This is a genomic window from Brevibacillus centrosporus (assembly GCF_003710815.1).
GTDB lineage: Bacteria > Bacillota > Bacilli > Brevibacillales > Brevibacillaceae > Brevibacillus > Brevibacillus centrosporus.
In genome coordinates, this window is record NZ_RHHP01000001.1 from 596,873 (window position 1) to 622,710 (window position 25,838).

At 50.4% G+C, this 25,838-nt stretch carries 25 protein-coding genes and 1 other annotated feature (1 of these 26 cut by a window edge); all 25 genes read right to left on the bottom strand.

From position 1 onward, the window contains the following. Positions 1–128, bottom strand: a binding site (T-box leader) (it extends 121 nt beyond the left edge of the window). 56 nt (positions 129–184) lie between these two features. Next, the gene (locus tag EDM55_RS02995; protein WP_055746731.1) at positions 185–670 is read right to left on the bottom strand and encodes a DivIVA domain-containing protein; all 486 of its coding nucleotides are present in this window, start codon (positions 668–670) and stop codon (positions 185–187) included. A 99-nt stretch (positions 671–769) separates the two neighbouring features. Then, positions 770–1,543 (bottom strand): YlmH family RNA-binding protein, encoded by a 774-nt coding sequence (locus tag EDM55_RS03000; RefSeq protein ID WP_122959555.1) that lies wholly within the window; start codon positions 1,541–1,543, stop codon positions 770–772. Between the two features lie 26 nt (positions 1,544–1,569). Next, positions 1,570–1,836, bottom strand: a complete 267-nt coding sequence (locus EDM55_RS03005; protein ID WP_092267779.1) for a YggT family protein — start codon at positions 1,834–1,836, stop codon at positions 1,570–1,572. Between the two features lie 29 nt (positions 1,837–1,865). Then, a complete protein-coding gene (locus EDM55_RS03010; RefSeq protein ID WP_092267778.1) occupies positions 1,866–2,285 on the bottom strand; it encodes a cell division protein SepF in 420 nt (139 codons plus the stop codon). Between the two features lie 55 nt (positions 2,286–2,340). Next, positions 2,341–3,036: a YggS family pyridoxal phosphate-dependent enzyme gene (locus tag EDM55_RS03015; RefSeq protein ID WP_092267777.1), complete on the bottom strand. Its 696-nt coding sequence runs from the start codon at positions 3,034–3,036 to the stop codon at positions 2,341–2,343. Then, entirely contained in the window at positions 3,033–3,881 is an 849-nt protein-coding gene (gene pgeF / locus EDM55_RS03020) for a peptidoglycan editing factor PgeF (protein ID WP_092267776.1), read from the bottom strand. Before pgeF ends, EDM55_RS03015 begins: the two co-directional genes overlap by 4 nt. Before the next feature lie 92 nt (positions 3,882–3,973). Beyond that, positions 3,974–4,258, bottom strand: coding sequence for a YlmC/YmxH family sporulation protein (locus EDM55_RS03025; RefSeq protein WP_092267775.1), 285 nt, complete (start codon positions 4,256–4,258; stop codon positions 3,974–3,976). 155 nt (positions 4,259–4,413) lie between these two features. Beyond that, positions 4,414–5,193 (bottom strand): RNA polymerase sporulation sigma factor SigG, encoded by a 780-nt coding sequence (gene sigG / locus EDM55_RS03030; protein WP_092267774.1) that lies wholly within the window; start codon positions 5,191–5,193, stop codon positions 4,414–4,416. A gap of 146 nt (positions 5,194–5,339) precedes the next feature. Next, a complete protein-coding gene (gene sigE / locus EDM55_RS03035) occupies positions 5,340–6,062 on the bottom strand; it encodes an RNA polymerase sporulation sigma factor SigE (protein WP_092267773.1) in 723 nt (240 codons plus the stop codon). A 2-nt stretch (positions 6,063–6,064) separates the two neighbouring features. Beyond that, on the bottom strand, positions 6,065–7,027 hold the full coding sequence (spoIIGA, locus tag EDM55_RS03040) for a sigma-E processing peptidase SpoIIGA (protein WP_122921809.1): 963 nt from the start codon (positions 7,025–7,027) through the stop codon (positions 6,065–6,067). 321 nt (positions 7,028–7,348) lie between these two features. Beyond that, a complete protein-coding gene (gene ftsZ, locus EDM55_RS03045; protein ID WP_092267771.1) occupies positions 7,349–8,494 on the bottom strand; it encodes a cell division protein FtsZ in 1,146 nt (381 codons plus the stop codon). 156 nt (positions 8,495–8,650) lie between these two features. Further along, positions 8,651–9,901, bottom strand: coding sequence for a cell division protein FtsA (gene ftsA / locus EDM55_RS03050; RefSeq protein WP_122959556.1), 1,251 nt, complete (start codon positions 9,899–9,901; stop codon positions 8,651–8,653). A 139-nt stretch (positions 9,902–10,040) separates the two neighbouring features. Next, positions 10,041–10,388, bottom strand: coding sequence for a small basic family protein (locus tag EDM55_RS03055; protein ID WP_092267769.1), 348 nt, complete (start codon positions 10,386–10,388; stop codon positions 10,041–10,043). 2 nt (positions 10,389–10,390) lie between these two features. Next, complete coding sequence (locus tag EDM55_RS03060; RefSeq protein WP_092267768.1) at positions 10,391–11,137, bottom strand: DUF881 domain-containing protein; 747 nt, start codon at positions 11,135–11,137, stop codon at positions 10,391–10,393. Positions 11,138–11,156: 19 nt separating this feature from the next. Next, positions 11,157–11,867, bottom strand: a complete 711-nt coding sequence (locus EDM55_RS03065; protein ID WP_092267767.1) for a DUF881 domain-containing protein — start codon at positions 11,865–11,867, stop codon at positions 11,157–11,159. Positions 11,868–11,898: 31 nt separating this feature from the next. Next, a complete protein-coding gene (locus EDM55_RS03070; RefSeq protein WP_092267766.1) occupies positions 11,899–12,684 on the bottom strand; it encodes a cell division protein FtsQ/DivIB in 786 nt (261 codons plus the stop codon). Positions 12,685–12,831: 147 nt separating this feature from the next. After that, positions 12,832–14,088: a UDP-N-acetylglucosamine 1-carboxyvinyltransferase gene (gene murA, locus EDM55_RS03075; protein WP_092267765.1), complete on the bottom strand. Its 1,257-nt coding sequence runs from the start codon at positions 14,086–14,088 to the stop codon at positions 12,832–12,834. 15 nt (positions 14,089–14,103) lie between these two features. After that, positions 14,104–15,009: a UDP-N-acetylmuramate dehydrogenase gene (gene murB / locus EDM55_RS03080; protein ID WP_122959557.1), complete on the bottom strand. Its 906-nt coding sequence runs from the start codon at positions 15,007–15,009 to the stop codon at positions 14,104–14,106. A gap of 103 nt (positions 15,010–15,112) precedes the next feature. Next, the gene (gene murG, locus EDM55_RS03085; protein WP_092267763.1) at positions 15,113–16,216 is read right to left on the bottom strand and encodes an undecaprenyldiphospho-muramoylpentapeptide beta-N-acetylglucosaminyltransferase; all 1,104 of its coding nucleotides are present in this window, start codon (positions 16,214–16,216) and stop codon (positions 15,113–15,115) included. Between the two features lie 12 nt (positions 16,217–16,228). Further along, complete coding sequence (spoVE, locus tag EDM55_RS03090) at positions 16,229–17,323, bottom strand: stage V sporulation protein E (protein WP_092267762.1); 1,095 nt, start codon at positions 17,321–17,323, stop codon at positions 16,229–16,231. A gap of 79 nt (positions 17,324–17,402) precedes the next feature. Then, complete coding sequence (gene murD, locus EDM55_RS03095) at positions 17,403–18,752, bottom strand: UDP-N-acetylmuramoyl-L-alanine--D-glutamate ligase (protein WP_092267761.1); 1,350 nt, start codon at positions 18,750–18,752, stop codon at positions 17,403–17,405. Further along, positions 18,749–19,720, bottom strand: coding sequence for a phospho-N-acetylmuramoyl-pentapeptide-transferase (mraY, locus tag EDM55_RS03100; RefSeq protein WP_122921818.1), 972 nt, complete (start codon positions 19,718–19,720; stop codon positions 18,749–18,751). Before mraY ends, murD begins: the two co-directional genes overlap by 4 nt. Before the next feature lie 41 nt (positions 19,721–19,761). After that, positions 19,762–21,240 (bottom strand): UDP-N-acetylmuramoyl-L-alanyl-D-glutamate--2,6-diaminopimelate ligase, encoded by a 1,479-nt coding sequence (locus tag EDM55_RS03105; protein WP_092267759.1) that lies wholly within the window; start codon positions 21,238–21,240, stop codon positions 19,762–19,764. Positions 21,241–21,367: 127 nt separating this feature from the next. After that, entirely contained in the window at positions 21,368–23,287 is a 1,920-nt protein-coding gene (locus EDM55_RS03110) for a stage V sporulation protein D (RefSeq protein ID WP_092267758.1), read from the bottom strand. A 62-nt stretch (positions 23,288–23,349) separates the two neighbouring features. After that, entirely contained in the window at positions 23,350–25,788 is a 2,439-nt protein-coding gene (locus tag EDM55_RS03115; RefSeq protein ID WP_122959558.1) for a penicillin-binding protein, read from the bottom strand. Positions 25,789–25,838 lie beyond the last annotated feature (50 nt).

Here is a 25,838-nt window from a genome sequence, read left to right on the forward strand (position 1 = left end):
CCCTGGCAAGATTTCGGCTATTGAACTCCCGGGTGATTTTCTGTGGGTGCATCTCGTCAGGCTCTCACCTATCCCTGACTCGCTAGGCAGTGCAATGCTCACATACTCGTCCCGATCATCGTCGCTATCACTATGACAAAGTTGTTTTTCATTATAGTACCATCATCAACAGAACGTCAATGTTTTATTCAACAGCAACCGCTGAATCAGCTTGCTCGATATCATCCCATGCTCCGTTTTCCAGCATTTCCAGCTGTGCTTCCAGCAAAGTGCGAAAACGCATGCGGTAAACAGACGCACGTTTTTTCAATTCTTCGATTTCGATTGCGATTTTTCTAGACTTCGCCAAGGCTTCATTTACGATCCTGTCCGCATTTTTCTCCGCTTCCTTCAGGATCAACTGTGCTTCCTTACGAGCATTCGACTTGACGTCTTCCGCTGTTTCTTGGGCCACCAGAATCGATTTGCTCAAGTTTTCTTCCAAGCTCTTATAATGATCCACACGCTCGTTGAGAATAGCGATGCGTTCTTCCATTTCTTTCTTTTCTTTAATCAGGAGTTCAAAATCCTTAATGACCTGATCCAAAAATTCATTTACTTCGTCAATGTTGTATCCGCGAAAGCCAGTACTGAATTCTTTATTGTGTATATCCAACGGCGTTAAAGGCACATGAACCCCCCACTTTTCCCGATAATCATAGCCATTCATTTCGACAGGATCAGCTGTATATCCTGCCGTATTTTGCAAATTTTTGTGGTCTCCTACAGCTTATGTGACCAGTCCCACAATCATGCGAATCCTGCCGCTGCGTGTCGGGCCAGCTACTTCCAGTATTTTAAATCGCCCAAATCCTGCCATAGAGACCATATCGCCCGCCTTCAACGCATAGGATGGGTCCTCGAGGACTTTCCAATTCACTTTTACTTTTCCACCCCGGATGGGAACCAATGCTTTCGCTCGGGACAAATGGTGTACTTCCCCAATGATCGCATCCAGTCGCGGGGATGGAACCGTGATTGTTTTCTCGGTAAACCGCGGCGCAGGCGGTGTGAAGTCCTCCCAGGAGACTCGTTCAAACTGCACAGAGGTCCTGTGAATCTGTGTCACCTGTGCGCAAACGTAGTCAGCTACCTCTTCCGCGACAATCGCGTAGCTGCCTTCTGCATCTGTCAGCATGTCCCCGAACTTTTCCCGCTTCATTCCCGCATTGAGCAGCGCACCCATCACATCGCGATGCTCAAAGACGTGAAAGCGCTGATCCGCAACAATTCGCAGCAAGGTCAGACGATAGTCTTCCATCTCCACGGGCATGTAATCCGGGTGGATGATTACCCGCACCCTCTCTGCATCCTCATAGCCGCCATGAGGTGTCACAGAGACATCCTGTACCTGCGAGGAGAGGCTTTGAAAGATTTGTACTTGCCTTGGATCCAGAAAATCAGTAAGGCGCATGGCCTGCTTCCGCTCTACCAGCGTCAGCATTTCCAGCGCCCGTTCTACAAAGGGACGTTCTTCTTTTCCAAAGTGATCAAATATACTCATACATTCACTCGCCTAAGCTATTTTAGTTAGTATGCAAGTTTTGTCAGGATCGAGAACAGTCCGTATGAAGCAAATCGCAAGGCGATCAAAGCCACAATCGGCGAAATGTCGATGAATCCCAGTGAAGGAATAAAGCGACGGAATGGAGCCAAATAGGGTTCAACCAATCGCTCCAGAAGCTGTCCGATTCCTGTCTCGCGCATTTGCGGTACCCAGGACATCAGGATGTACGCAATAATCATGTATTGATAAACCGTGAAAGCAAAATCCAAAATCGTCAGAAGGTAACCCATTCCCTCACCCTTTTTATCGTCGTTGGTTCCTATTCTTCCATTACGCTGGAAATTGTACCCTGGATGTCTACATGGTCAGGCGTGCAAACAAAAATGGTATCTCCCACTTTTTGAATATCGCCGTTCAGCGCGTAGACCGTTCCACTTAAAAAGTCAATAATCCGTTTCGCTTGATCCTTTTCCACGCGGTGCAAATTCACCACGACAGGTCTGCGATGCCGAAGATTATCTGCGATGTCTTGTGCATCACTGTAGTGACGAGGCTCACAGAGGATCAAACGAATGCCCTCCTTTTCCCGTGCTTGAAAAGGAACCACGTTGTTCGCTCTGCTGGCAAGTTGCCGCTTATTGGAAGAATCGTGTTCCTCCTGTTCTTCTTCGATTGTTTCTTCGACGTACTCTTCGTTTTCCAATCCCAGGAACCCCATCAGCTTGTTCATTACACCCATGCCCTTTACTCCTCCTCTCTGCGCTGTTACCCAAATCGCAAGGCTGGTTTCCGATTTATGGCTTGACCAGTACGGAACCCAGTCGAATATATGTAGCCCCTTCTTCAATTGCCACTTCAAAATCACTTGACATGCCCATGGATAGCTCTTCCACGTGTGCGTGAGGGAATGCCCATTCATTGATGCGATCTTTCCACTCATAGAGACCACGGAAAACAGGTCGTGCGTCTTCCGTATTTTCGACAACAGGCGCCATGGTCATTAATCCAATGATCTTTATATGTCTCATATTACTGGTTTCGCGTAAAAAAGCCAATACATCATTGGGACTAAGCCCAAATTTTGTCTCTTCACCCGAAATATTCAGCTGTAAAAAGCAAAATACGACTTGATTCAACGCTTCTCCGCGTTTATTCAGCTCTTCTGCCAAGGATAGACGATCCAAAGAGTGGATATACGGAAAACGTCCTACGACTTCTTTCGCTTTGTTCGTTTGCAAATGACCGATGAAATGCCAGGTGCCACGATCCCCATACTGCTCGTACTTCGGTACCCCATCCTGAACGCGATTTTCCCCGATATGCTCGATTCCCGCATCAAGCAACTCACGGATAGCTTCGGCATCGACGTATTTGGTGACCGCGATGATCTTCACTTCTTCCCTCTTCCGGTTCGCTCTTTCACACGCAGCTTGAATTCTTTCTTCGATTGACTGCATGCGTTGTTTTAGCAATTCCATATCCATACTCATGACGTACTCCCTTCTCCCTTCATGCTTTTCCAGCCGATAAACGAGGCCATCCGCCCTGTCGTTCCCGCTACTGGCGCTTCCTTGCGGTGTGAGAAAAACAGATCAGTACGGCAGCTTGTACACCAATCCGTTGCTGCGATATTCGTAGAGGAAACGCCGGCCTCCAGCAGGATTTCCGTATTCAGCTTGCGCAAATCAAGCATATAGCGTCCGTTTTCAGACGGTGAGACTGATCCTTCCCACTGCGACGTGCTTTCACGGACACGCTCCATGATTCTTTCATCCACCTCATAGCAGCAGCCGCCAATGGATGGTCCGATCGCAACCAGCAGGTCCTCACGTTTGGTCTGATACTGTTTTTCCAGCGCCTTCACCATTTCCTCGGCAATACGTCCAACCGTTCCCTTCCAGCCTGCGTGAGCCAGCCCAATCGCTCCAGATGCAGGGTCAAGGAAAAACAACGGCACGCAATCCGCATAGAAGGAAGCCAACAGCACCTCTGTCTTTTCCGTGTACAGTCCATCCGTAGCCTGGATCACATTGTCGAGACTCTCTCTGCCTGCTCCTGCGGCCGTTACTTCGCAAACACGATTTCCATGTACTTGATCCGCGCAGGTCCAGGTCTCGAAAGGAAGCTCAAGCTGTTCGGCGAGCATCTGCCGGTTTGCTACCACATGGGCAGACTCATCTCCTACATGTAAACCCATATTAAAAGATCCATACGGTTGTTCACTTACCCCGCCCGTGCGAATCGTAAACCCCGCCACTAAACCGGGAAAGCGTTTTTCCCATTCCTGTAGATGCAACAACGGCTTTTCTCCAGCCATGACAAACGGTTCTCTCATGCTGTCACCTTCCTCATATGGCTTATCATACCATAAAACTTGACTCCGCCAAGGCTTGGCGGAGTCAAAGTCATGCCTATACACGCTTCCCTTTATTCCCTGAAATCCTCTCCACCTGAGGTTCTCGTATCTACTCGGAGCGTTTCTTCTACCCGCACGAGTACAACATCTTTACCGATTTTGACAATATTTCGCCATGGTATCACGAAATCGTTCCCCGATGAAAAAAAGCCTAGAAATTTACCCGGTCCCGGTACGACAATGGCCTCTACCCGTCCATGGCGCAAGTCAATTTCCAGATCGGAAATTTGCCCAAGCCGCTTCCCGTCCAAAATATTGACTACTTCTTTGGTCTGGAAGTCAGAGATTTTTACCATTCTCCCTCACCCACTTTTGATTCCGTTACTTGTAGTATATGAGTGGAGACGGGAATATGTCCTCTCTCTTCTGAAATCCTGTCGATTCGGTGTGCAAATGAAAAAAAACCCGAGCAGACGACATGCGCCTCCGGGTTTCCTATATAAGATTGGCATTACGATTGCACGTGTTTTTGCATATGGGCGATTGCTGCTTTCTCCAGTCGAGACACCTGCGCTTGCGAGATCCCGATTTCCTCGGCCACTTCCATCTGGGTTTTTCCCTCGTAGAAGCGCATCGACAAAATCATCTTTTCCCTGTCACCCAAACGCTGCATGCCTTCCCGCAAAGCGATCTCTTCTACCCACGTCACGTCCTTGTTCTTTTCGTCGCTGATTTGATCCATGACGTAGATCGGGTCCCCACCGTCCTGATAAATCGGTTCGAACAAGGAAACAGGATCCTGAATCGCATCGAGAGCGAACACGACATCTTCCTTCGCTACGTTTAATTCCTGAGAGATTTCTGTGATGGTGGGCTCCCGCGAATGTTTGTTGGTCAGATTGTCGCGTACCTGCAGTGCCTTGTAAGCAATATCGCGCAAGGATCTGGACACGCGAATCGGATTGTTGTCCCGCAAATAGCGCCGGATCTCCCCAATGATCATCGGCACAGCGTACGTAGAAAACTTCACGTTTTGCCCAAGATCAAAGTTGTCAATGGCCTTCATCAATCCGATGCAGCCTACCTGGAACAGATCGTCAACGTACTCTCCGCGGTTGTTGAAGCGCTGGATGACACTTAGAACCAGCCGCAGATTGCCATTGACCAGCTTTTCACGGGCTGCCAACTCGCCGCTCTGTAGGCGCTCGAACAGCTCTCTCATCTCTTTGTTGGTCAGCACAGGAAGCTTGGAGGTATCTACCCCGCATATCTCTACCTTATTGCGCGTCACGTCTTTCCCTCCTCGAAGCAAGAAAAAAGTCCCTAACCCGGTTGTCTTGAAAGGCCGCGTACTGACGCGTAGCCGATCAGACAGTAGCAAAAGCTACCTCTGTTTCGGTTTAGGAACAGTATCTCCCTCGACTGGGAAAATATGCGTTAGACCATCTTGTTGAATTCTTTTCGCAACCGTTTTATAATTCGCTTTTCCAACCGGGAAATATAAGACTGCGAGATCCCCAATAGATCCGCGACATCCTTCTGCGTCTTCTCTTCTTCCCCTGCTAGCCCAAAGCGCAGCTCCATAATAATTCGTTCGCGCTCGGATAGCTTATCGAGTGCCTTTTTCAGGAGCTTGCGGTCGACCTGGTCCTCGATGTTTTTATAAATCGTGTCATTCTCAGTCCCCAATACATCGGAGAGCAAAAGCTCATTGCCATCCCAATCGATGTTGAGTGGCTCGTCAAACGACACCTCGGAACGGATTTTATTATTCCGGCGCAAATACATCAAAATTTCGTTTTCGATACAGCGTGATGCATACGTCGCCAGCTTGATATTTTTGTCTGGATCAAAGGTATTCACCGCTTTAATCAAACCAATCGTACCGATGCTGACCAAGTCCTCGATATTGATTCCTGTGTTTTCAAACTTGCGTGCGATGTAGACAACCAGACGCAGGTTTCTCTCGATCAGCATTCCCCGCACAGCTGGATCCCCTGAAGGAAGACGTCCTAGCAAGATCTCCTCTTCTTCCCTGGTCAATGGTGGAGGCAAGGCTTCACTCCCGCCGATGTAATAGACTTCTTCAGCGCGTGCTCCAATCCATAGCAAAAAACGATACCAGGTCAATTGTAGTTGCAGGCGAAGTTTTACGTACATGATTAGCCCTCCTGTTCGAGAATAAAGGTCGATTCTTGAGAATAGGTCTCCATCATTGCGGGATGCACGATGGCCTGATAATGCCCGTCTGCGGCCAACGGAATAGGGTTGAGGCCGATCAGCACCTTGTGGGTCTCATAACGGGTACTGCCTTGCAAAACGATGACATGGTCTGGTTTCACCGCCAGTAAAAAGTCCATTCCTCGCGAGACGCTGCGATACGGAATCAGTCTGACTCGCGACTGCCACTCTACAGGAAGATCCTCCCAGGATCCGTCCAGCTTCTCCCACACTCCACCGTTATCATCGGTTTGTCGGAGAAGCGGCGGCGGAAGCAGATGTGCCAGCATACGACTTTCCATGATCATGACAGGTATACGAGTGATCGGCTCGTGCAGCTGGTTGCCCGTATCTACGAGACCTCGACAGATCACCTTTTCTCCCGCCAGCGTCACGACGACATCGACGAGAAAGGCATTTAGCTTGCGCGGCTCTTGTATCGCCCGATAGCTCTTCCTCCCGATGAAGTACATCATGGCAAACCCAGCAAGGAGGATCAGCAATGTGGGCTTGAAACCGACGCCGAAGCCATCGTTGTGTGTCACGATCAGGCCGTTCACTATTTCGTTTCGCGGGGCGAGAAAGTATTGGAGGCCAAAAACACCTCCGCCAAAAACAAAGGCGACAAAGTAAAAAATGATCAAGTTCTGGGTGAAGGTCAGCAGCCTTCTATTACCGAAGGCAATCCAGAGCATGAGAATGGAAAAGAGAAGCTTGATCGACCACTGATACATCGAAGAAAACGCCGGGAAGAAAAAGAAGGCAAGGTATGTACAGCCAAACAAGGAAGCCACGAGTATTCTCCACCAAACTACGCGTTCTTTTCGAAAATAAGCGGTGAACCATAGCAACAAGGTATCAATAGCCATGTTCAGGAGTAGAATGATATCAAGATACACAACCATCTGCTCTCTCACCCCCCGACACGTCGCGCTCTCTGTGCGTCTTTCACTTGCCAGTAAATGCAGTATATATCAATGTGTATGTAAAATCTGTCAATTCTTGACGATGTATTTTTGGATATTTTGTAGAAGATTTTTTTCAGTTTGACTCTACTATTTTTAAATATAGACAGATGTAACCAAACTTAAAAACTTGGCTCCGCCAAACTTTGTGGCGGAGCCTTAGTTGCACTTATACTGCTAAGAATCTTATGAATTCGTCCTGTACAAAAAAAGACCTCGTTCCTTTCATGGGAACAAGGTCTTCTCTATGCGGATTTGATCCTACTTTTTATTGCGGCGGCGGTTGCGCAGGAACGCTGGAATATCCAGATTGTCCAGATTGCTCATCGAGAAGAAGGACTTGTCATCTTCTTCTTCTTTCGGACGAGCCGTGTTCGTGTTCGATACAGGGGTTGGACGGTTACTTGCCGGATTTACCTGCTGCTGTGGGCGGCGAGGTATTTCGGGTCTTTGCGAATGTTCAAAGCCTGTCGCGATCACTGTAACAACGAGTTCATTTTTCAGATCTTCGTTGATAACAGCACCAAAGATCATGTTTACATCAGGGTCAGCTGCAGAGGAAACGATGTCCGCCGCTTCGTTGACCTCATACAGGCTCAGGTTGGTACCGCCAGTGATGTTCATCAGAACACCGCGAGCACCATCAATCGACGTTTCCAAGAGAGGGCTGGAAATGGCACGACGCGCCGCTTCTGCCGCTCTGTTTTCACCGCTCCCTACCCCGATCCCCATCAGGGCAGAGCCACGCTCTGTCATAATGGTTTTGACGTCAGCGAAGTCGAGGTTGATCAGACCTGGAACAGCAATCAGGTCAGAGATCCCTTGTACACCTTGACGCAGGATGTTGTCTGCTTCACGGAATGCTTCTAGCATTGGCGTGTTTTTATCGACGATTTCCAGCAAGCGATCATTTGGAATGACGATTAGTGTATCCACTTTCTCTTTCAAGGCCGCAATACCCGCTTCACCGTGCTGGGAACGCTTGCGACCCTCAAACGAAAATGGACGAGTAACGACACCAACTGTCAGAGCACCCAATTCCTTTGCGATCTCTGCTACCACTGGCGCAGCACCAGTACCCGTACCTCCACCCATACCGGCTGTTACGAATACCATGTCTGCTCCACGCAGTGCATTTTCAATCAGATCGCGGCTCTCTTCTGCAGCTTTTTTCCCGATTTCCGGGTTAGCCCCTGCACCGAGACCACGTGTCAGCTTTTCACCGATTTGCAGTTTAATGTCAGCACTAGATAGTTGGAGTGCTTGTGCATCCGTATTCAGGGTAATGAATTCTACCCCTCTCACACCGCCTGCGATCATGCGGTTTACGGCGTTGCTGCCTCCGCCTCCACAACCAATGACCTTAATTCGCGCAAAGGATTCCAAATCCATATCAAATTCCAGCATATTGCTAGTCCTCCCCAATTCAACATAAGAAAGCTCCGTGTCTGCTTAAAAGGCCCTGGACAAACATTGTAACATTCCGTTGATTTTTACCACTTTTTTCGTAAAACGAAACATTCCAATATTCGCCATCGTCAAGGTAACCAGCAGCAGCCGTTATTAAATAAATTCACTGAACCAGTTTTTCACTTTTTCCATCAGACCGTTGCCATCTTTCGGCTTAGACACGGTTTGCTTCTGGGTGCCTTTGAAAGAGGGGGTCGCACGGATGCTACGGCGCTCCATCAACTGCAAGGCATATTGAATCAAACCTACGCCAGTGGTGTAGGCAGGATCCCGAACTCCAATATAATCCGGTATGGCAATACGTACAGGCGCATCAAGCTCTTCCTTTGCCAGCTCCAGCATGCCTGGCATCGCTACAGTGCCACCTGTCAGTACATACCCACCTGCAATTTCGTCACGGAAGCCCAATTTGTAGACAGCATCCTCAACTAATTGGAAAATCTCAGCAGCCCGCGGCTCAATAATGTTTGCCAAATCGACTTGCGTAAACTGCTTCTCAACGTCGCTGCCAATCCTGTTTACTTTGAACTTCACGTCTTCCGATGCTTCGTCGATCAATGCACAGCCGTTTTTCGTTTTCACGCGATCTGCAACGTCTGTATGGGTGCGAAGTCCCAGCGAGATGTCGCTGGTGATGTGGTCGCCACCGATGCCGATTACGGTGGTAGCTGCCAATTTTCCTTGCTCAAATACACCGATCGTGGTAGAACCCGCACCGATGTCGACTAAAACGACACCCATGTTTTTGTCATCCTTGGAAAGAGCGACAGTACTGGCCGCAAGCGGTTGCAAGAAAATTCCAGCAACTCGCAGATTCGTCCTTTGGGCGCAACGAACAATGTTATGTACAACCGTTTTCAAACCGGTCACAATGGTTCCTTCCATTTCCAACCGTACACCAATCATTCCTCGTGGGTCTTTTATACTACCCTGTCCATCGACAATATACTCTTTGGGAACGACCTCAATAATTTCCCGGTCCGGCGGGATGGCAACAACCTTTGCTGCTTGAATAACGCGTTGGATGTCTTCTTCTCGTATCTCACGGTCTTCGCTGGATACAGCGACAACCCCTTGTGTTTCATGCAGCTCAATATGATTCCCAGTGATACCGACATACACTTCTTCGATCGAAACGCCAACCATGCGCTCTGCATGGTCTACCGCTTCCCGGATGGCATGCACGGTTTGGTCGATGTCGACAATCACGCCCTTTTTAATGCCCTCTGAGTGCGATTGGCCGACGCCGATGATGTTGATGGAACCATTGTTGATTTCGCCGATCATTACGCGTACTTTGGATGTTCCAATATCTAGGCTGACGATGAGTTCGTTGCTTACCAAACCTGTGACACCTCCCCTGCTACGACTTTTATTTTGCTAAAGTGAGAACACCTGCATAAATTATTCCACACAGGACAACCATTCCCTTTTTTTCATCTTTAATTTTTGTAAAAATATGACCATCTTCCCATCTTTTGATCTAGTCCTGTTGATTTATCCAACGGGATAGAACAATCCTCCTAATTACTGCTAGATTATTGAACAAGCGTACGCCAAATGCGACGATCGCTGCCAAATAAAGGTCAATCCCCAAAAATCCGCCGATAAAAGCGAGACCGGCCGCGAAAAGCGTATTGAAAAAGAATCCAGACAAGAAGATCCGAACATTAAATGTACGCTCCAGAAACGAACGAATCCCACCAAAGATTGTATCCAATCCGGCCAATAAGGCAATGGAAAGATAGCTGCTATATTCCTGGGGCACACGCCAATCCAGCAAGAAGCCGACAGCGAGACCGACAATCAGTCCGATAAGCGGGAGCCACATGGTTACGAATCTCCTTTTTCTTTTACAGGTTTCATATATTGGATGGTGCGGGTTTCATTATTGGCAGAAATCATAAGCTTGTCCATTTTTTCCGCGAGCACTTTCTTGTTTGCGAGCTGGAAATTTTCTTCGACTCCCTCCAGCTTCAGGGCGGACAGAAGAACTTCCGGGTCTCCCAAGGCTTTCAGCTCGTATGGGGGCTGAATCGTGCGCGTATCGATCTGGATGGTGTCCCCGACATTGCGTATGGCAGTCGTGGAAATCAGCCGATGACCGTTGATGGAAATGGCCTGTGCACCGTTGGCGAACAAAATATTGACCAGCCACCGTAAATCTTCGTCATCGATCGTGTACTCGCCAACGACAGGTGCTGTCATGTTTTCATCCAGGATCGGTTCCTCCGGTATTTGGGCATCGACTACTTTCAGTACGACACCTTCTCCCTCTACGGCAACCATCCCTGCCATTCTGCGGTTCCGAGCCAGTTCCTCTTTCATGACGGAGATACTTTCATCTTCGCTTAACGAGGTTTCGTACTGGTAGTACAGCTGATTGTACTTGGAGATGTCAGCCAGAAGGTTTTTATGCTTTTCCAGTTCCTTTTGCAGGGTCGTACGCAGCTCAGCAATACTGCGCGACTCTTTGTGAACGGGATGCAGACTGCTTCTGAGCTGCACTGTCAACATCACACCTATGATAGCACTAATAATGGCAAGAATAAACGTGATTTTACGGCTTTTTTGTAACATAGGTAAACGCATCCTTCACCTAGGAGTGTTTGGTTTTCGCGTCACCTACAAAAGCAGGCAACTGAACGCGGTCTTTCTTTGCAACATCGATCTGGACAAAATCCTGCAGGGAATGTAACACGCCGCCTGGCAGATTCAATGCACTCTCCATGATCGACGGATCTCCGATGGCGGTTACGACGAAAGGAGCAGCCGACTTGATTCCGTTTACAATGATCGTAGGCCCCACACAGCGAATGGATGAGTTGCTGACCAAACGCTGTCCGTTAATGCTGATTGCTTCCGCTCCAGCTGCACGCAGCTCGTTTACAACCAGCCGGACATCCTGCTCATGGACGATGTAGTTGGCGATATCTGCATTGCTTGCCGCATTTTGGCTGTCCTGCATCGTGATGACCAGGCCCGGACCTTCTACTGCCACTACACCGGCCAGCATACGTGCCGCTTCCAGTTGACTCAAGGCATCCGCCGCTTCCGATTTGCGCTCTGCCATGGCCTCCTCCACTTTTCCTACCTGGCGCTGCAGATCGATCAGTTGGTCTTCCAAATGTCTGTTTTGCTCTTTTTCCGATAAGATCCGGTCATTGAGCTGCGTCTCCTGTTGGAACAGCTGGTCGTTGTAGCGCTCTTTGCGCGTCAGCTTCGTGGTCTCGATCGAGGTTGCCACCAGAAACCCGGTACAGCACGTCACGACGGTTAAATAGAGATGAAATTTGCGACGTCGACTCATGGTTTTCCTTCCCCTTTATCCTTTACTGCGGCTATTGAGACTGTTCGGTTGTATTTTGAAGTGGAACCGCTTCGTTCGCTGCTCCATAAGGCACAAACCACGGCTGTTCAAAGAGGGATAGAACGCCTTTTGTATCCTTCGGTAGCTCCTTGACGATCGACGGGTACCAGTTCAGCATCTTGTCCAATTTGTACACAACGCTGCGCACTTCGTTGCCATCCCGCATAAACAGTGTTACCCGCTGCTTGTCATAAACCGTTGGTGTCAGCGTGATGTCCGAGATCTCGCCCAAAACGGACGGGTTTAGCTTGGACAAAGATTTTGCAAGATTGGGCAGCAGCTCCGGTGATGCCCATGAGCTGATCAGAGGCCTGTCCACTACGCGATTGGCAAAGTTGACCTTCTTTAGCACCATACCATTTTCCAGCAAAGGATAGCGCGTGCCGTCTTGTCCGCTCCAAAATGCTACCCTTTTCTGCTCAGTTACATGCAGGGCGATGACACCCGGGAACGATCGGCTGACAGTGACTTCCTTAATGCCCTCGAGCGGCTGCAAGTTTTTTTGTACACTGCCCTCCCATACATTCAGAAACTGCATATCCTTCTTCAAGCCAGATTGATTGATAATCTGTTCCGCGGGATAGATGTCGTTGCCGAACACCTGAATTTCCTGCACTTTGCTGTATGGTGAGCGAATGAATACGATGATGAGTACAATGAGAAAAAACAGCACGAGCAGAAAGACCAGTTTGCGGTTTCCCCTTCGCTTGGGGCGTTGCTGCTTGACTTGCGGAATGCGTTCCTCGTATACCGCCATGACCCTATCCTTTCTCCATCCATGTGCAGGACTTTTCGCCTGCCGGAATAGTTGGATCACAATAGAAATAATTGGATCAGATTGGAATATATGTAATGATACAAAACAGGGAAAGCGGCATAGCACTATGCCGCTTCGCTCCTTCGGTTATACCGACACTCGCGATATGTTCGCACCCAGCTGCTTCAGCTGTTGCTCTAACCGCTCATAGCCCCTGTCGATATGGTGAATCTGGTTTACGGTTGTCGTTCCTTCTGCAGCAAGCCCAGCGAGTACCAGCGCTGCACCTGCTCGAAGATCTGTCGCTTCCACGCTGGTCGCCGTCAGCTTATTCACGCCGCGGATAATCGCCGATCCCAGATCCACGTATATGGAGGCGCCCATCCGCGCCAATTCATTCACATGTTTGAATCTTGCCTCAAAGATCGTCTCTTTGATAACACTCGTACCTCTAGCCTGTGACAAAAACACCATCAACTGCGCCTGTAAATCGGTCGGAAATCCCGGAAAAGGCGAGGTGATAATCCGGTCATAGGCGCGCGGGCGCGATGTACTTTTGATTTCCATTATATCATGGCGGGTCTTGATTTCAACACCGCAGCTACGGGCCACTTCAATCAATGCTGTGAGATGCTCCGGCAGGGTATTCGTCAATTCCACATGCCCCTGCGCCACCCCGACCGCAAGCAGGAATGTCCCCGTCACGATCCGGTCTGGAATAATGCGATAGCTGACCGAGCGTAATTTCGGTACACCGGTAATTTCGATCGTATCCGTACCCGCTCCCCGGATTCGCGCGCCCATCGCATTCAAAAAGTTTTGCAAATCAATGATTTCCGGTTCTCTCGCTGCATTGCAGATGCGTGTCGTGCCCTTCGCCAACACTGCCGCCATCATGATATTTTCGGTCGCACCCACACTGGGAAAGGAGAGAAAGATATTGGTCCCGCGTAATTGCTTCGCGCGAAACGTAATATAGCCCTCGGATTCTTCCATTTTGGCTCCCAGCGCCGTTAACCCGGATAAATGCAAGTCAATCCTGCGTTCCCCGATATCACAGCCACCCGGTCTGGAAATCGTAACTTCACCCAGCCTAGCTAGCAGAGGACCTGCCAGAAAAATGGAGGATCGCATCTGGCTCATCAAGTTGTCGGGGATATGCGGAACACAGACAGATGTTGTATCCAGATCCACACATCCATCCTGATACTTCGTTTTGGCCCCCAGCGAGTCAAGGATTTCCAGCATCACTTTGATATCTTTCAAAAAGGGGACGTCATAGATATAAAATTGCCCTTCCGCCAATATGGCCGCAGCAAGTATGGGAAGAGCAGCATTCTTAGCACCTTGGATCCGAAGCGAACCGGACAGAGGTTTTCCGCCTTCGATCGCAAAAGTCTCCAAACTTTCACCTCCGTGTTACCCCTCGCCCACCACCAGGACTTCCGGATGCAGATCAATCCCATACTTGCTATGGATCGTGCTCCGAATGTAATCGATCAAGGTGAGGACGTCGGTAGCCGTGGCCCCTCCACAATTGACGATGAAATTCGAGTGTTTTTCCGAAACTTGAGCTCCTCCAATTTGGTAGCCTTTCAGCCCGGCCGCCTCGATCAACCGGCCTGCATGATCACCTGGCGGATTGCGAAACACGCTTCCGGCACACGGCATTTGCAAAGGCTGTGTCAATCGACGCCGCTCCTTGTTCGCAGCCAGCGTAGCCGCAATCTCTTTGCGATCACCGGGGTGCAAGCGAAACCGCGCCTCTACTACAATCCCTTTTCTCTGTTGCAAAAGAGAAGTCCGATAGCTGAAGCTCAATTCTTCGTTCGTCAACACTTTTCTTTCACCGTTTTCAAAGAGGATTTCGGCATCAATAAGAATACGTGAAAGATCAGATCCGTGTGCACCTGCATTCATGTAGACGGCACCGCCTACGGTACCAGGAATTCCTCCTACAAACTCCATCCCTGTCAAACCCATCTTACCCGTTTCCATCGCTAGGCGGATCATGGAATATCCGGCACCCACACACACCTCTTCGCCCCTGAATTCGCAGTGACTCAAACCCTCAGCCACTTTGAGCACGGCACCGCGTATACCTCTGTCCCTCACCAGAAGGTTGGAGCCGCGCCCGATTACACTCCAAGGAATTTCATGTCGATGGATAATCTGGAAAGCTGCCTGCAAGGAGTCTTTGTCCTTCGGCTGGATTAACAAGTCAGCAGGACCCCCGATCCGCCAAGTCGTATGATTGGCGAGAGGTTCATTGGTCCACACTTTTTCGATTCCTGCCTGCAATAGCTCTTCTGCGATTTGTTTCATCTGTGAACCTCCTGATACACATGCTAGGTCGGACCTAGTTCTTATCACGTGTTTGCTCCATACTATGCGATCGCCCAGATCGGCGTGACAATCGCCCATCTGATCATTTTTTGCTAGCCAATGCACGCAGCTGTGCAACGATATCTGTGGCTGCCTTTGGCATTCCCAGGGACAAGGAGCACTCGCGCATCTGCTCCCATTTTGGCTGATCGTTCAACAGCTCTGCCAACGATTTCAGCAAGCTTTCTCCCGTCAAATCCCGTTCGACAATGACCTCTGCCGCACCTGCACGCTCCAATCCGCGCGCATTCTTTTCCTGGTGGTTATTGGTCACGTACGGGGACGGAATGAGAATAGAAGGGACGCCCAAGGCTGTCACTTCTGCCAAAGTCGATGCGCCTGCGCGTCCTACGAGCACATGCGTCGCCGCCAAAACATCCGGCATATTGTGGACGAATGGAAGCACGGAAAGGTTGCCAGGAAGATTTCCCATTTCCCCGAGGGATGCAGAGATTTTTTCGAAGTGAATATCCCCCGTTACATAGACAAAATGGGTATCGGGAAACTTGGACAGTTGATTTACCATGGAGAGCACCGCTTCGTTGATCGCCCGTGCCCCACGGCTTCCGCCAAAGATCAGCACGATCTTTTTGCTGGCGTCTACACCAATGAATTTGCGTCCTGCTTCCGCATTTCCATGCATGACCTCTGTCGCTCGCGGATTCCCTGTCAGTACCGTTTTGGCTTGCGGGAAAAAGGACAGCGACTCGGAAAACGATACCGCGATCTTGCTTACGGAACGCGAGAGAAACTTATTCGTAAGTCCTGGGACCACGTTTTGTTCATGAATGAGTGTAGGAATTCCCAGCTTGGCTGCCGCATAGACGACAGGACCACATACATAGCCACCCGTACCAATGACCACATCCGGCTTGAATTCTCGCAGCATGCGTTTGGCATCTGCAACCGCCCGGATAAATTTCCAAATGGTCTTTATATTGTCGAAGCTGAGCTTTCTTTTCAAGCCACTGATTTCAACGGATTGAAAAGGAATCTCCGTTCGTGGTACCAGCTGCGCTTCCAAACCGTGTTTACTCCCGATATACAAAAAGGCAGCCTGCGGATATTGGCGGGAAACTTCCCTCGCCACCGCAAGCGCCGGATAAATATGTCCACCTGTGCCACCGCCTGTTAGGACGACGCGCATACAATCACATCCTTATCTAGAAAAACGGGAAATGTTCAACAGGACTCCCACTCCTGTCAGCATCAACGTAAGGGAAGAACCCCCGTAGCTTAAAAATGGCAGAGTAATACCCGTTACAGGAAACATCCCTGTCACAACGCCGATATTGATGACGACCTGAATGGCAATCATACCGATGATTCCGAGTGCCAAAAGGCTCCCGAACAAATCTGGTGCCGTAATCGCTGTCCGCATTCCCCTCCATAGCAGCAGGAGAAACAGCAGCAAAATAAGTGTTCCGCCAATAAAACCCAATTCTTCTGCCACGATGGAGAAGATGAAATCATTGTAGGGCTCCGGCAAATACAGATGCTTTTGTCGGCTTTGGCCGAGCCCCAGTCCCAGAAGTCCCCCGGGACCGATCGCATACAGCGACTGGATGATCTGATAACCTGTATTTAATGGGTCTGACCATGGATCGAGAAAGGAAGTGATCCGTTTGATCCGGTAAGGTGCCGACAGGATCAATCCGATGAAGCCTGCTACCCCAACCATCCCCAATGCAGCAAAATGACTGATTCTCGCGCCAGACGCAAAAATCATGACGACTGCCGTTCCCATCAAAACCGTACCTGTTCCCAAATCGGGCTGCAGCATAATCAAGGCGAAGCAGACCAGCGGGATAGCAAGAGCTGGTACAAGGCCTTTTCGGAAAAGAACGATTTGCTTCTGGTTGTCAGAGAGCCATCTCGCCAAAAACGCAACCACACCCAGCTTGGCAAACTCGCCAGGCTGAATGCCGAACGCACCAAACCCAAGCCAGCTTTTCGATCCATTGACCTCGATCCCCACGATCAGCACGAGGATCAAGAGGCCGATGCTCGCATAGAAGCCAGGCTTTGCCCACTGCTTCCACACCCAGTAATCAACGTTCATGGTTACGTACATCGCTGTAATGCCCAGCAGGGCAAAAATCAGCTGGCGCTTGGCGAAGAAATACGGGTCGTTAAACGGTGCTTTTTGGGCTACGATGGCACTTGCACTATACACCATCACAATGCCAATTCCTAATAAAAAAAGTGTTGCAAAAATAATTACGAAGTCGGGAGCAGAGCGTACCTTGCTCATAGTGCCAGGTCATCCTTTCTCACGCGTCCCGCTCTTCGGTAGTTTTTCAAATGTGCATGGGACGATATGCTAGGCTTGTTTACAGTCTATGCACGCCGTCCTTAAACATGCTGCCCCTCACTTCAAATGAAGGAAACATGTCCCAGCTCGCACACGCCGGGCTGAGCAATACCACATCACCCGCATCTGCAAACTTGGAAGCAGCAAGAACGGCTGCCTCCACAGTATCGACACGGATTCCTTCCTTAATCCCTGCTTCACGCGCCCGTTCGAGCAAAATAGGTGCGGTTTGCCCAAGTGCAACGACCGCTTTGACACGGCCCGTGATGACAGGAACCAGCTCTCGGAAATCGATTCCCCGGTCCAGTCCCCCGCAGATCCACACGATCGGTTCCTTGCACGCCTGCAGCGCCCTTGATGCCGCCTCCGGATTCGTTGCCTTGGAATCGTTAAAATACTTTACCCCATTCTTCGTCGCGACAAACTCCATCCGGTGTTCGACACCTGGAAAAGTAGAGAGAACCTGGGCAATCGATTGCTTGTCCGCACCTGCCAGTCTGGTCACGATAATGGCAGCCAAGGCATTGTCCACATGGGGCACGGTAATGTCTTTCACCGCAATGATTTCTTCCCGAGAACCCTCACCGTCGACAAAGACGATCATCCCCTGATCGACATAAGCTCCACGAGGAACCTCCTGCGTTTTGCTGAAGAAGTACGTACGGGCAGACAGCTCCCCACATTTTCCCCGCACCTCAGGCTGGTCAAAGGGCAAGATCGCCGCATCGTCTGCCGTTTGATTCGCAAACAGCTTGCATTTCGCAGCGAGGTATTCTTCCATCGTGTGGTGGTAATCCAGATGCGCCGGGTACAGATTTAACAGGACGCCGATGTGAGGGCGAAACTCTCTCGTCCCCATCAACTGAAAGCTGCTCAGCTCGGCGACCAGCCATTGATCCGGCTCTGCCACCTCTGCCAGTCCGCACAGGACCGTCCCGATGTTTCCACCGACCATCGCCTCGATCCCAGCTTCCTTGAGAATGAGACCCACCAGCGTGGTAGTCGTCGTTTTCCCGTTGGAGCCTGTGATGCCGATGATGGGGGCTTTCGCGATCTGAGAAGCCAGCTCGACTTCGGTGATCACCGGAATACCCAATTCCATTGCTTTTGCTACAGGAGGAGCCTCATAAGGAATTCCCGGATTTTTCACGACCAACGAGATGCCGGGATGAATCAGATCATCCGGATGATAGCCGCAAATTACGGGTATCCCGAGCTCCTCCAGCTCTTCTGCTCCTGTCGCCTCTTCACGTGCTTTCTTATCGTTCACGACGACATTCGCACCAAAGCGGTGGAGCAGTTTTGCCACTGCCACACCGCTTTTCGCCATTCCTATCACGACAACGCTTTGATTTTGATAACGATTCATCGGATTGTCACCACCTCGAGGTATACACCCAGGCCGGCAAAGAACATGCCCACCAGCCAAAACGTTACTACGACACGCCACTCCGACCAGCCCGTCAATTCAAAATGGTGGTGAAGCGGACTCATCCGAAAGATGCGTTTTCCTCTTGTTTTGAAAGAAACAACCTGCATGATAACCGACAGGGTTTCTACTACAAAGACACCACCGATGATAGCGAGCAGCAGCTCTGTTTTGGTCATAATGGCAATACCCGCAAGAGCGCCGCCCAATCCCAGAGAGCCCGTATCCCCCATGAATACCCGTGCCGGATGCGCATTGAAAACCAGGAATCCAAGAACGGCCCCGACGACAGCTGCACTGAAAATGGCTGTATCGTAATCTTGGCCAAACCATGCGATGATCGCATACGCGCCAAACGCAATCGCCCCGGTACCTGCCAAAAGACCGTCCAAACCATCTGTCAGGTTGACGGCATTGGTCGTGCCCACCAACAGGAACAAAAGGAACGGGAAGTAGAAATAGCCAAGCTCAAGCTTCCATGGAGTTCCTGGCAAATGCAAGGATGTATCATGCCCCATGAGAATCAGCAGGATATACGCGCCTACTGCCAGCAAAATTTGACCTGCGAACTTTTGTCTCGCCGTCAGGCCCAGATTGCGTTTCTTTTTAATCTTAATGAAGTCGTCCAAAAATCCAATTAGTCCGTATCCAAGCGTCACCAGTAAGAGGAAGTAAATTTCCATTTTTGCATTGGCAAACTTTAACACGGTAAAAATGAGTGCCAAAAGAATAATGGTTCCGCCCATCGTAGGGGTTCCAGCCTTCTTTTGATGAGAATCAGGACCTTCTTCCCGAATCGCCTGCCCGAATTTGAGGCGGCGAAGGACCGGGATAAACAGTGGACCGATGAGTACGGCGATGAGAAACGCGGCGACGATCGTGACGATAAGTACGTTGTCAGCGAACATGCCCGAGCCTCCTTTCTCTGATGCTTCGAATGCATCTGTCTCTATTCTTGGGTGTACGTGGCGATCGCTTCCCGCGCAACTTCACGGTCGTCAAACGGCAGTACTTGATCTTTGATGATTTGATACGTTTCGTGTCCTTTTCCTGCAATCAGGATGACGTCGCCCGGCTTCGCCTGTGAAACAGCATAGTGAATCGCTTCACGCCGATCAGCTACGGCCGTGTAGCGGTCTTGGGCTACTCCACTTAGCCCGGCCAGCATGTCGTCGATGATCGCTTGCGGCTCCTCTGAGCGAGGGTTATCAGACGTTAAGACGGTGTGATCCGCATACTTTGTTGCAATTTGCGCCATAATCGGGCGTTTGGTGCGATCGCGGTCCCCGCCGCAGCCGACAATGCAAAAGATTTGCTGCTTGGCAAATTCCTTTACGGTAATCAGTGCGTTCTCCAGACTGTCTGGGGTATGCGAATAATCGACCAAAACCGCAAACGGCTGTCCCGCATCCACCGATTCAAAGCGCCCATTTACGCCAGCAACGGCTTCCAGGCTGTCTTTGATAGCCTCGAGCGAAACGCCTTCTGCCAGTCCAACTGCCGTTGCAGCCAGAGCGTTGTACACATTGAATTTCCCCATCAGCTTCAGATCCATCCTCACGCTCCCGGCGAAGGTCTGCACGGTGAAGGAGGTCCCTTTGCTGGTGATTTCGATGTCGGTCGCATGAACATCCGCCGCTCGATCGATTCCGTACGTGATGACACGAGCCGGCGTCACAGTAGCGTAAAGCTCGGATGCCTCATCGTCTGCATTCAAAACAGCCGTTTTCAATCGATCGGGGTCATAGCTATTGCCCAATTGAGAAAACAGCAGGGATTTTGCGTAACGATAGTTTTCCATCGTCTTGTGGTAATCCAGGTGATCCTGCGTCAAATTGGTAAAGACTGCGGTATGCACGTTGCAGCCGCGGACGCGTCCCATCTCCAGAGCATGGGAAGAAACCTCGATGATCGCGTACTCTGTGTTCACATCCCGCATACGGCGGAAGCTCTTCTGCAGGTCCAGCGCATCTGGCGTGGTGTTCTTCACTTCTTCCGTGACCTCTCCGATCCGCATGTGAATCGTGCCGATCAAACCGGTCTCTTTGCTTTGGTCGCGTAAAATCTTGTCGATCAAATGTGTCGTCGTCGTCTTTCCGTTCGTCCCGGTCACACCGATCAGCTTCAGCTCACGCGTGGGAGAGCCGTAAAAACGGTCAGCCAGCATAGCCATTGCCCGCCGTGTATCCGGCACTTTGACAATAGTCGCTGGCACGTCCAAATCTTTTTCGGATAGCACGGCAACGGCTCCTTTTTGAACCGCTTGGGCCGCATACGAATGTCCATCCACGGTATATCCAGTCAGACAAACAAACAAATAGCCCGGCTGAACCTGGCGTGAGTCTGCTGTCAAACCTGTAATCTCCATACTGTCATCCCCTGCGAGCGTAGCTGGCAGCAGCGGCATGAGCAGATCCCGTAGAAACATGAAACAGGCACCCCATTCTCCAACATTATAGACAAAAATTTGGCGATTTTTACAAAGGCGAGAGGTAGAGAGCTCGAAAAAAGCTCGCTCCCTCCGCCTTCGAAATCTCATTTTATAGCTAATTGGTTCATTTGTCACCAAGATAGATACGAATTTTTCCGCCCTCATTAATTTTTACACCGGGTGCCGGAGATTGCTGGATGACATACTTTCCTTTGCCCGAGACGACCAGTGGCAGCGTCTCATAAGTCGTAACGACATCTTGCATGGTTTGCCCGACCATATTGGGAACTTCGATTGGTTCCCGCTCCCCCAAGGCCTTGTTGATTTCTTTGGATATCCCATCTTTGCGTTTCGGGACTCCCATATGCTGCAGCGAGGATTCAATAATACTCTTGACGCTTGGAGCGGCGATCAAACCACCGAATGCAAGCGCTTTGGGATTGTCGACGGCAAAGTATACTACAATCTGCGGGTCGTCAGCTGGGGCGAAGCCGATAAAGGATACGATGTACTCGCCATCCATGTACCGACCGTCCTTAACCTTTTGCGCCGTCCCCGTCTTACCGCCTACTCTGTATCCTTCGATGTACGCCTTGTTTCCTGTCCCTTGTGCAACGACACTCTCCAGAGCATAGCGGACTTTTGCGGATGTCTCCGGTGTGATCACCTGTCTGACCTCTGTCGGCAGGGTCCTGCCAATGACATCGTGCGTTACGCTATCCCGCCATTCCTTGGCGACGTAGGGCTTCATCAGCTTCCCGCCATTGATAGTGGCAGAGACAGCCGCCATTTGCTGGATAGGCGTCACGGAAACACCCTGCCCAAAAGAGGTCGTCCCCAGTTCAACTGGCCCTACCCGATTGAGGTTAAAGAGCAGTCCATTTTCTTCTCCAATCAGGTCAACCCCTGTCCTTTGCCCAAACCCGAACTTCTTGATGTAGTCAAAAAGTCTTTCCTTTTGCAACCTTTGTCCCATTGTCACAAATCCGGGGTTGCAGGAGTTTTCCACGACTTCAAGCATGGTCTCCTGGCCATGGCCTTGCCGCTTCCAGCAGCGCAGACGCTTCCCTGCGACCGTAATGTAGCCAGGATCATAGAAACCCTCGTTCAAATTGACTACCCCTTCATTGAGGGCTGCCGCCAGAGTCACGATCTTGAAGGTCGATCCTGGCTCGTAGGTTTTCCAGATCGGCAGGTTGCGGTTGTATACTTCTGACGGGTAATCTCTGTACTGATCCGGCTGGAAGGTGGGTCTGCTGCCCATCCCTAGAATTTCCCCGGTCTTCGGATTCATCGCAATCGCCAGGACATCATCTGGCTGGTAGGCTACCACAGCCTGATCAAGCTCCCGTTCAATAAACGACTGAATACTGCTATCGAGAGTCAGGTACATGTCCATCCCGTCTACCGGTGCCACGTATTCCTCCGATCCCCCGGGCATTACGCGTCCTTTTGCATCAGAGGGAAACGAGATATGTCCTTCTGTCCCTTTCAAAAAGGGATCATAGATTCTCTCCAGCCCTGTCAGCCCCTGATTATCGATTCCTGTAAAGCCGAGGATGTGTGCCGCCATGGTTCCATTCGGATAAAAACGCTTGGTGTCTCCCGCCAAATAAATCCCTGGCAGGTTCAGCTCCTGAATCTTCTTGGCTTTATCCGGGGACAGCTTTTTGCCACCGGGGATTTGGTCGTTGCTCATCCCTTTTTTCGTAATCGCTTGAAAAACGGCCTCTTCCGGCTGCCCCAAAATGACAGCGAGCTGTTTGGCGGTCTCACGAGAATCCTTCAGCTGTGCCGGAACAGCCACGACAGTCGGTACACTCACATTGGTAACCAGCTCGTTACCATCGCGATCCAAGATTTTCCCTCGATTTGGTTTGAACTTGATTTCACGATCCAACAGGTCGTCAGCCATTTGGGCCAGCTTTGGTCCTTCTATCAATTGTACGTACCCTAATCGGGTGATGAGCGCACAATACATCACGATGCCGATGATCAAAGCAACAAAAATGCGACGGCGTACAGTAGCATTGGATACCCGCAAAGCGAGTCCCCCCTCGAATAGGTTGTCTGATTTACCCTATTCGTCGGGGGGACGACTTAGAACTATGGACTTGTACTCGTATCTGGGGTTACCGTTTGTCCCGTATCGCTATTCGCAGAGTCCTGTGAATGGGACGGCGGTGGAGTGCCTCCAGTCGCGCCCCTCTCAGTCCCTGCTTGCGTGTTGACGGGTGGCGTGGTTGCAGTACCAGACTGGTCTTCGACTCCCTGTCCTTCAGGCGCACCGGTTTGCGTATTTGGATTCGCAGGTGGCGGTTCTGACTCTGAACGCAAAGTGACCTGAATCATCTCCGTTCCACCTAGAACCGTGCCCGGAGGTATGCTCTGCGAGGCAACGAAGCCTGCCCCGGTCGCCTTTACCGGTATGTTAACCAATGAACCGAATTCCATGACATCTCTAAGGGATTTGCCCGTGAAATCCGGCATTTTGGAGCCTTTGACCCGATCGGTGACGAGAACGACCTGACTCCCTGTTACCACTTTCTCATAAGGCGCCGGATATTGCTCGACTACCTTGGTACCTGTCCCGATCACGGAGACCGTCAGCTGATCCTGCTTGGCTCTTAGCTGAGCGGCTGTATTGGACATCCCAACAAACTTCGGCAGCGTCACTTCCTGAACAGGCGGCTGGGCGGCTGGAGCTGTTTCTGATTTCCCCGTTTTCGACGAAGCCGTTTTAGCTGCCTGAATATCAGGTTGCTGCTGCAAGTACTGCAGGCTCCGTTCCATGATGGATTTGAAAATCGGGGCAATGATCAGTCTTCCCCATGAAGAATAATATTCGTCTGTAGTCGGATCATCGACCACAACGTAAACGAGCAGGCGTGGATTGTCTTTTGGTGCAAATCCGATAAAGGAAGCGATGTAATGCCCCTCCATGATCTTCCCTGTATTCGGATCGTATTTTTGAGCGGTACCGGTTTTACCTGCAACATGGTAGCCTTCAATCTGATAGGCTTTCCCTGTCCCGGCATCCCCTTCGACGACTGTCTCCAAAATATCTCGCGTTTGCTTGGCTGTCGCTGCACTCACGACGCGGCGCACTACCTCGCGCTCCGATCGTTTTAATACTGCACCTGTGTGCGGATCACGCAGCTCTTTTACAATATGCGGTTTTAACAGCTCTCCGCCATTGGCTATCGCACCGACTGCTGCAATCTGCTGAATCGCTGTAACGGTTACCCCTTGTCCAAAGGTCGTAACGGCCCAGTCACGCGGAGACTGCGGCTTTTCGAGGTTGATCAAGTTCCCCTTCTTCTCATAAGGAAGCTCGATTCCCGTCATGGAACCAATCCCGAACTTGGCAAAGTAGTCCTTCAGCTTTTCCAGCTTCAGCTTTTCATAGCCGAGTATGACAAACACCACGTTACTGGAGCGCTGTACCCCTTCCAGGTAACTAATGCGCCCCCACCCTTGTCCGTTGTTATGGTCACGGATAGGAATTTGCCCTTTGATCGTATATGTACCTGATTGATAGGTATCGTTTGGATTAAACAAGCCTTCCTCGATCGCCGCCGCAAGGGTAATAATCTTGAAAGTCGAGCCCGGCTCAAACATCGTGGTGACCGCGTGATTCGTATAGTTCGTAATTCCGTTATAATACGTGTTTGGATTGAACTGAGAGCGGTTGCCCATCGCCAAAATTTCACCGGTCTGCGGGTCGGAAACCACCACAGTGAGTCCCTTTGGCTTGAAATCGCGTTCTGCCTTGTCCAGTGCCTGCTCGACGTAATCCTGGATTTGGCGATCGATGGTCAGGTAGACGTTATCACCGTCTTTGGCAGGCTTGTACTTTCGTTCACCATCCGGAAGCTGGTAACCCGCTCCGTCCGTCATGACCTCCATCTCGCCCTTTTCTCCGCGGAGCGCTTCATCCATCTGCAGCTCGATCCCCATTTTAGGCTGATCATCGAAATCAAGATAACCGAGCACATGGGCAGCAAAGCTGTTGTTCGGATAAAACCGGCGTGTGGTTTCTGTCAAATAAATGCCTGGCAGCTGATTCGTTTCTACCTGTTCACCACTGGGCAGCTTCGGGAACTGCGCGTTCTGTATCATCTTTTTCTGTTCTTCGGTAATCTTGCTACCCCAGCGCCCCAGCAAAACGACCTTGGAATTCGGCTTTGTCAACGGCTTTAACAGCTGATCTACCGGAGCATTCAAAATTTTGGCCAAAGTCTGTGCCGTATAGTACGGATCCTTGACGAAGTCCTGGTCCTTCTCGTTCTGCGGCTTTAATCGGGCGTTTACCGTGTAGGCTTTCCCTTCGTAGGCAAGGATTTCGCCATTCCGGTCCATAATGGCGCCCCGCTTCGGCTTTAGGGTCTTCTCCCAATCCCATTGACCACTCGCATAGTCCATAATTTTCGCTGCATCTACTGTCTGGATCCACCAAATACGAAAACTCAAACCGGAGAATACCAGGATCATGCAGAGAGCGAGCATTAATATCCGCCAATTTACGCGTCGTTTTCCTTCCACGTTACCTCACTCCATCAAAACTATGATCGTCGCTTGCCATAGGCGACTTC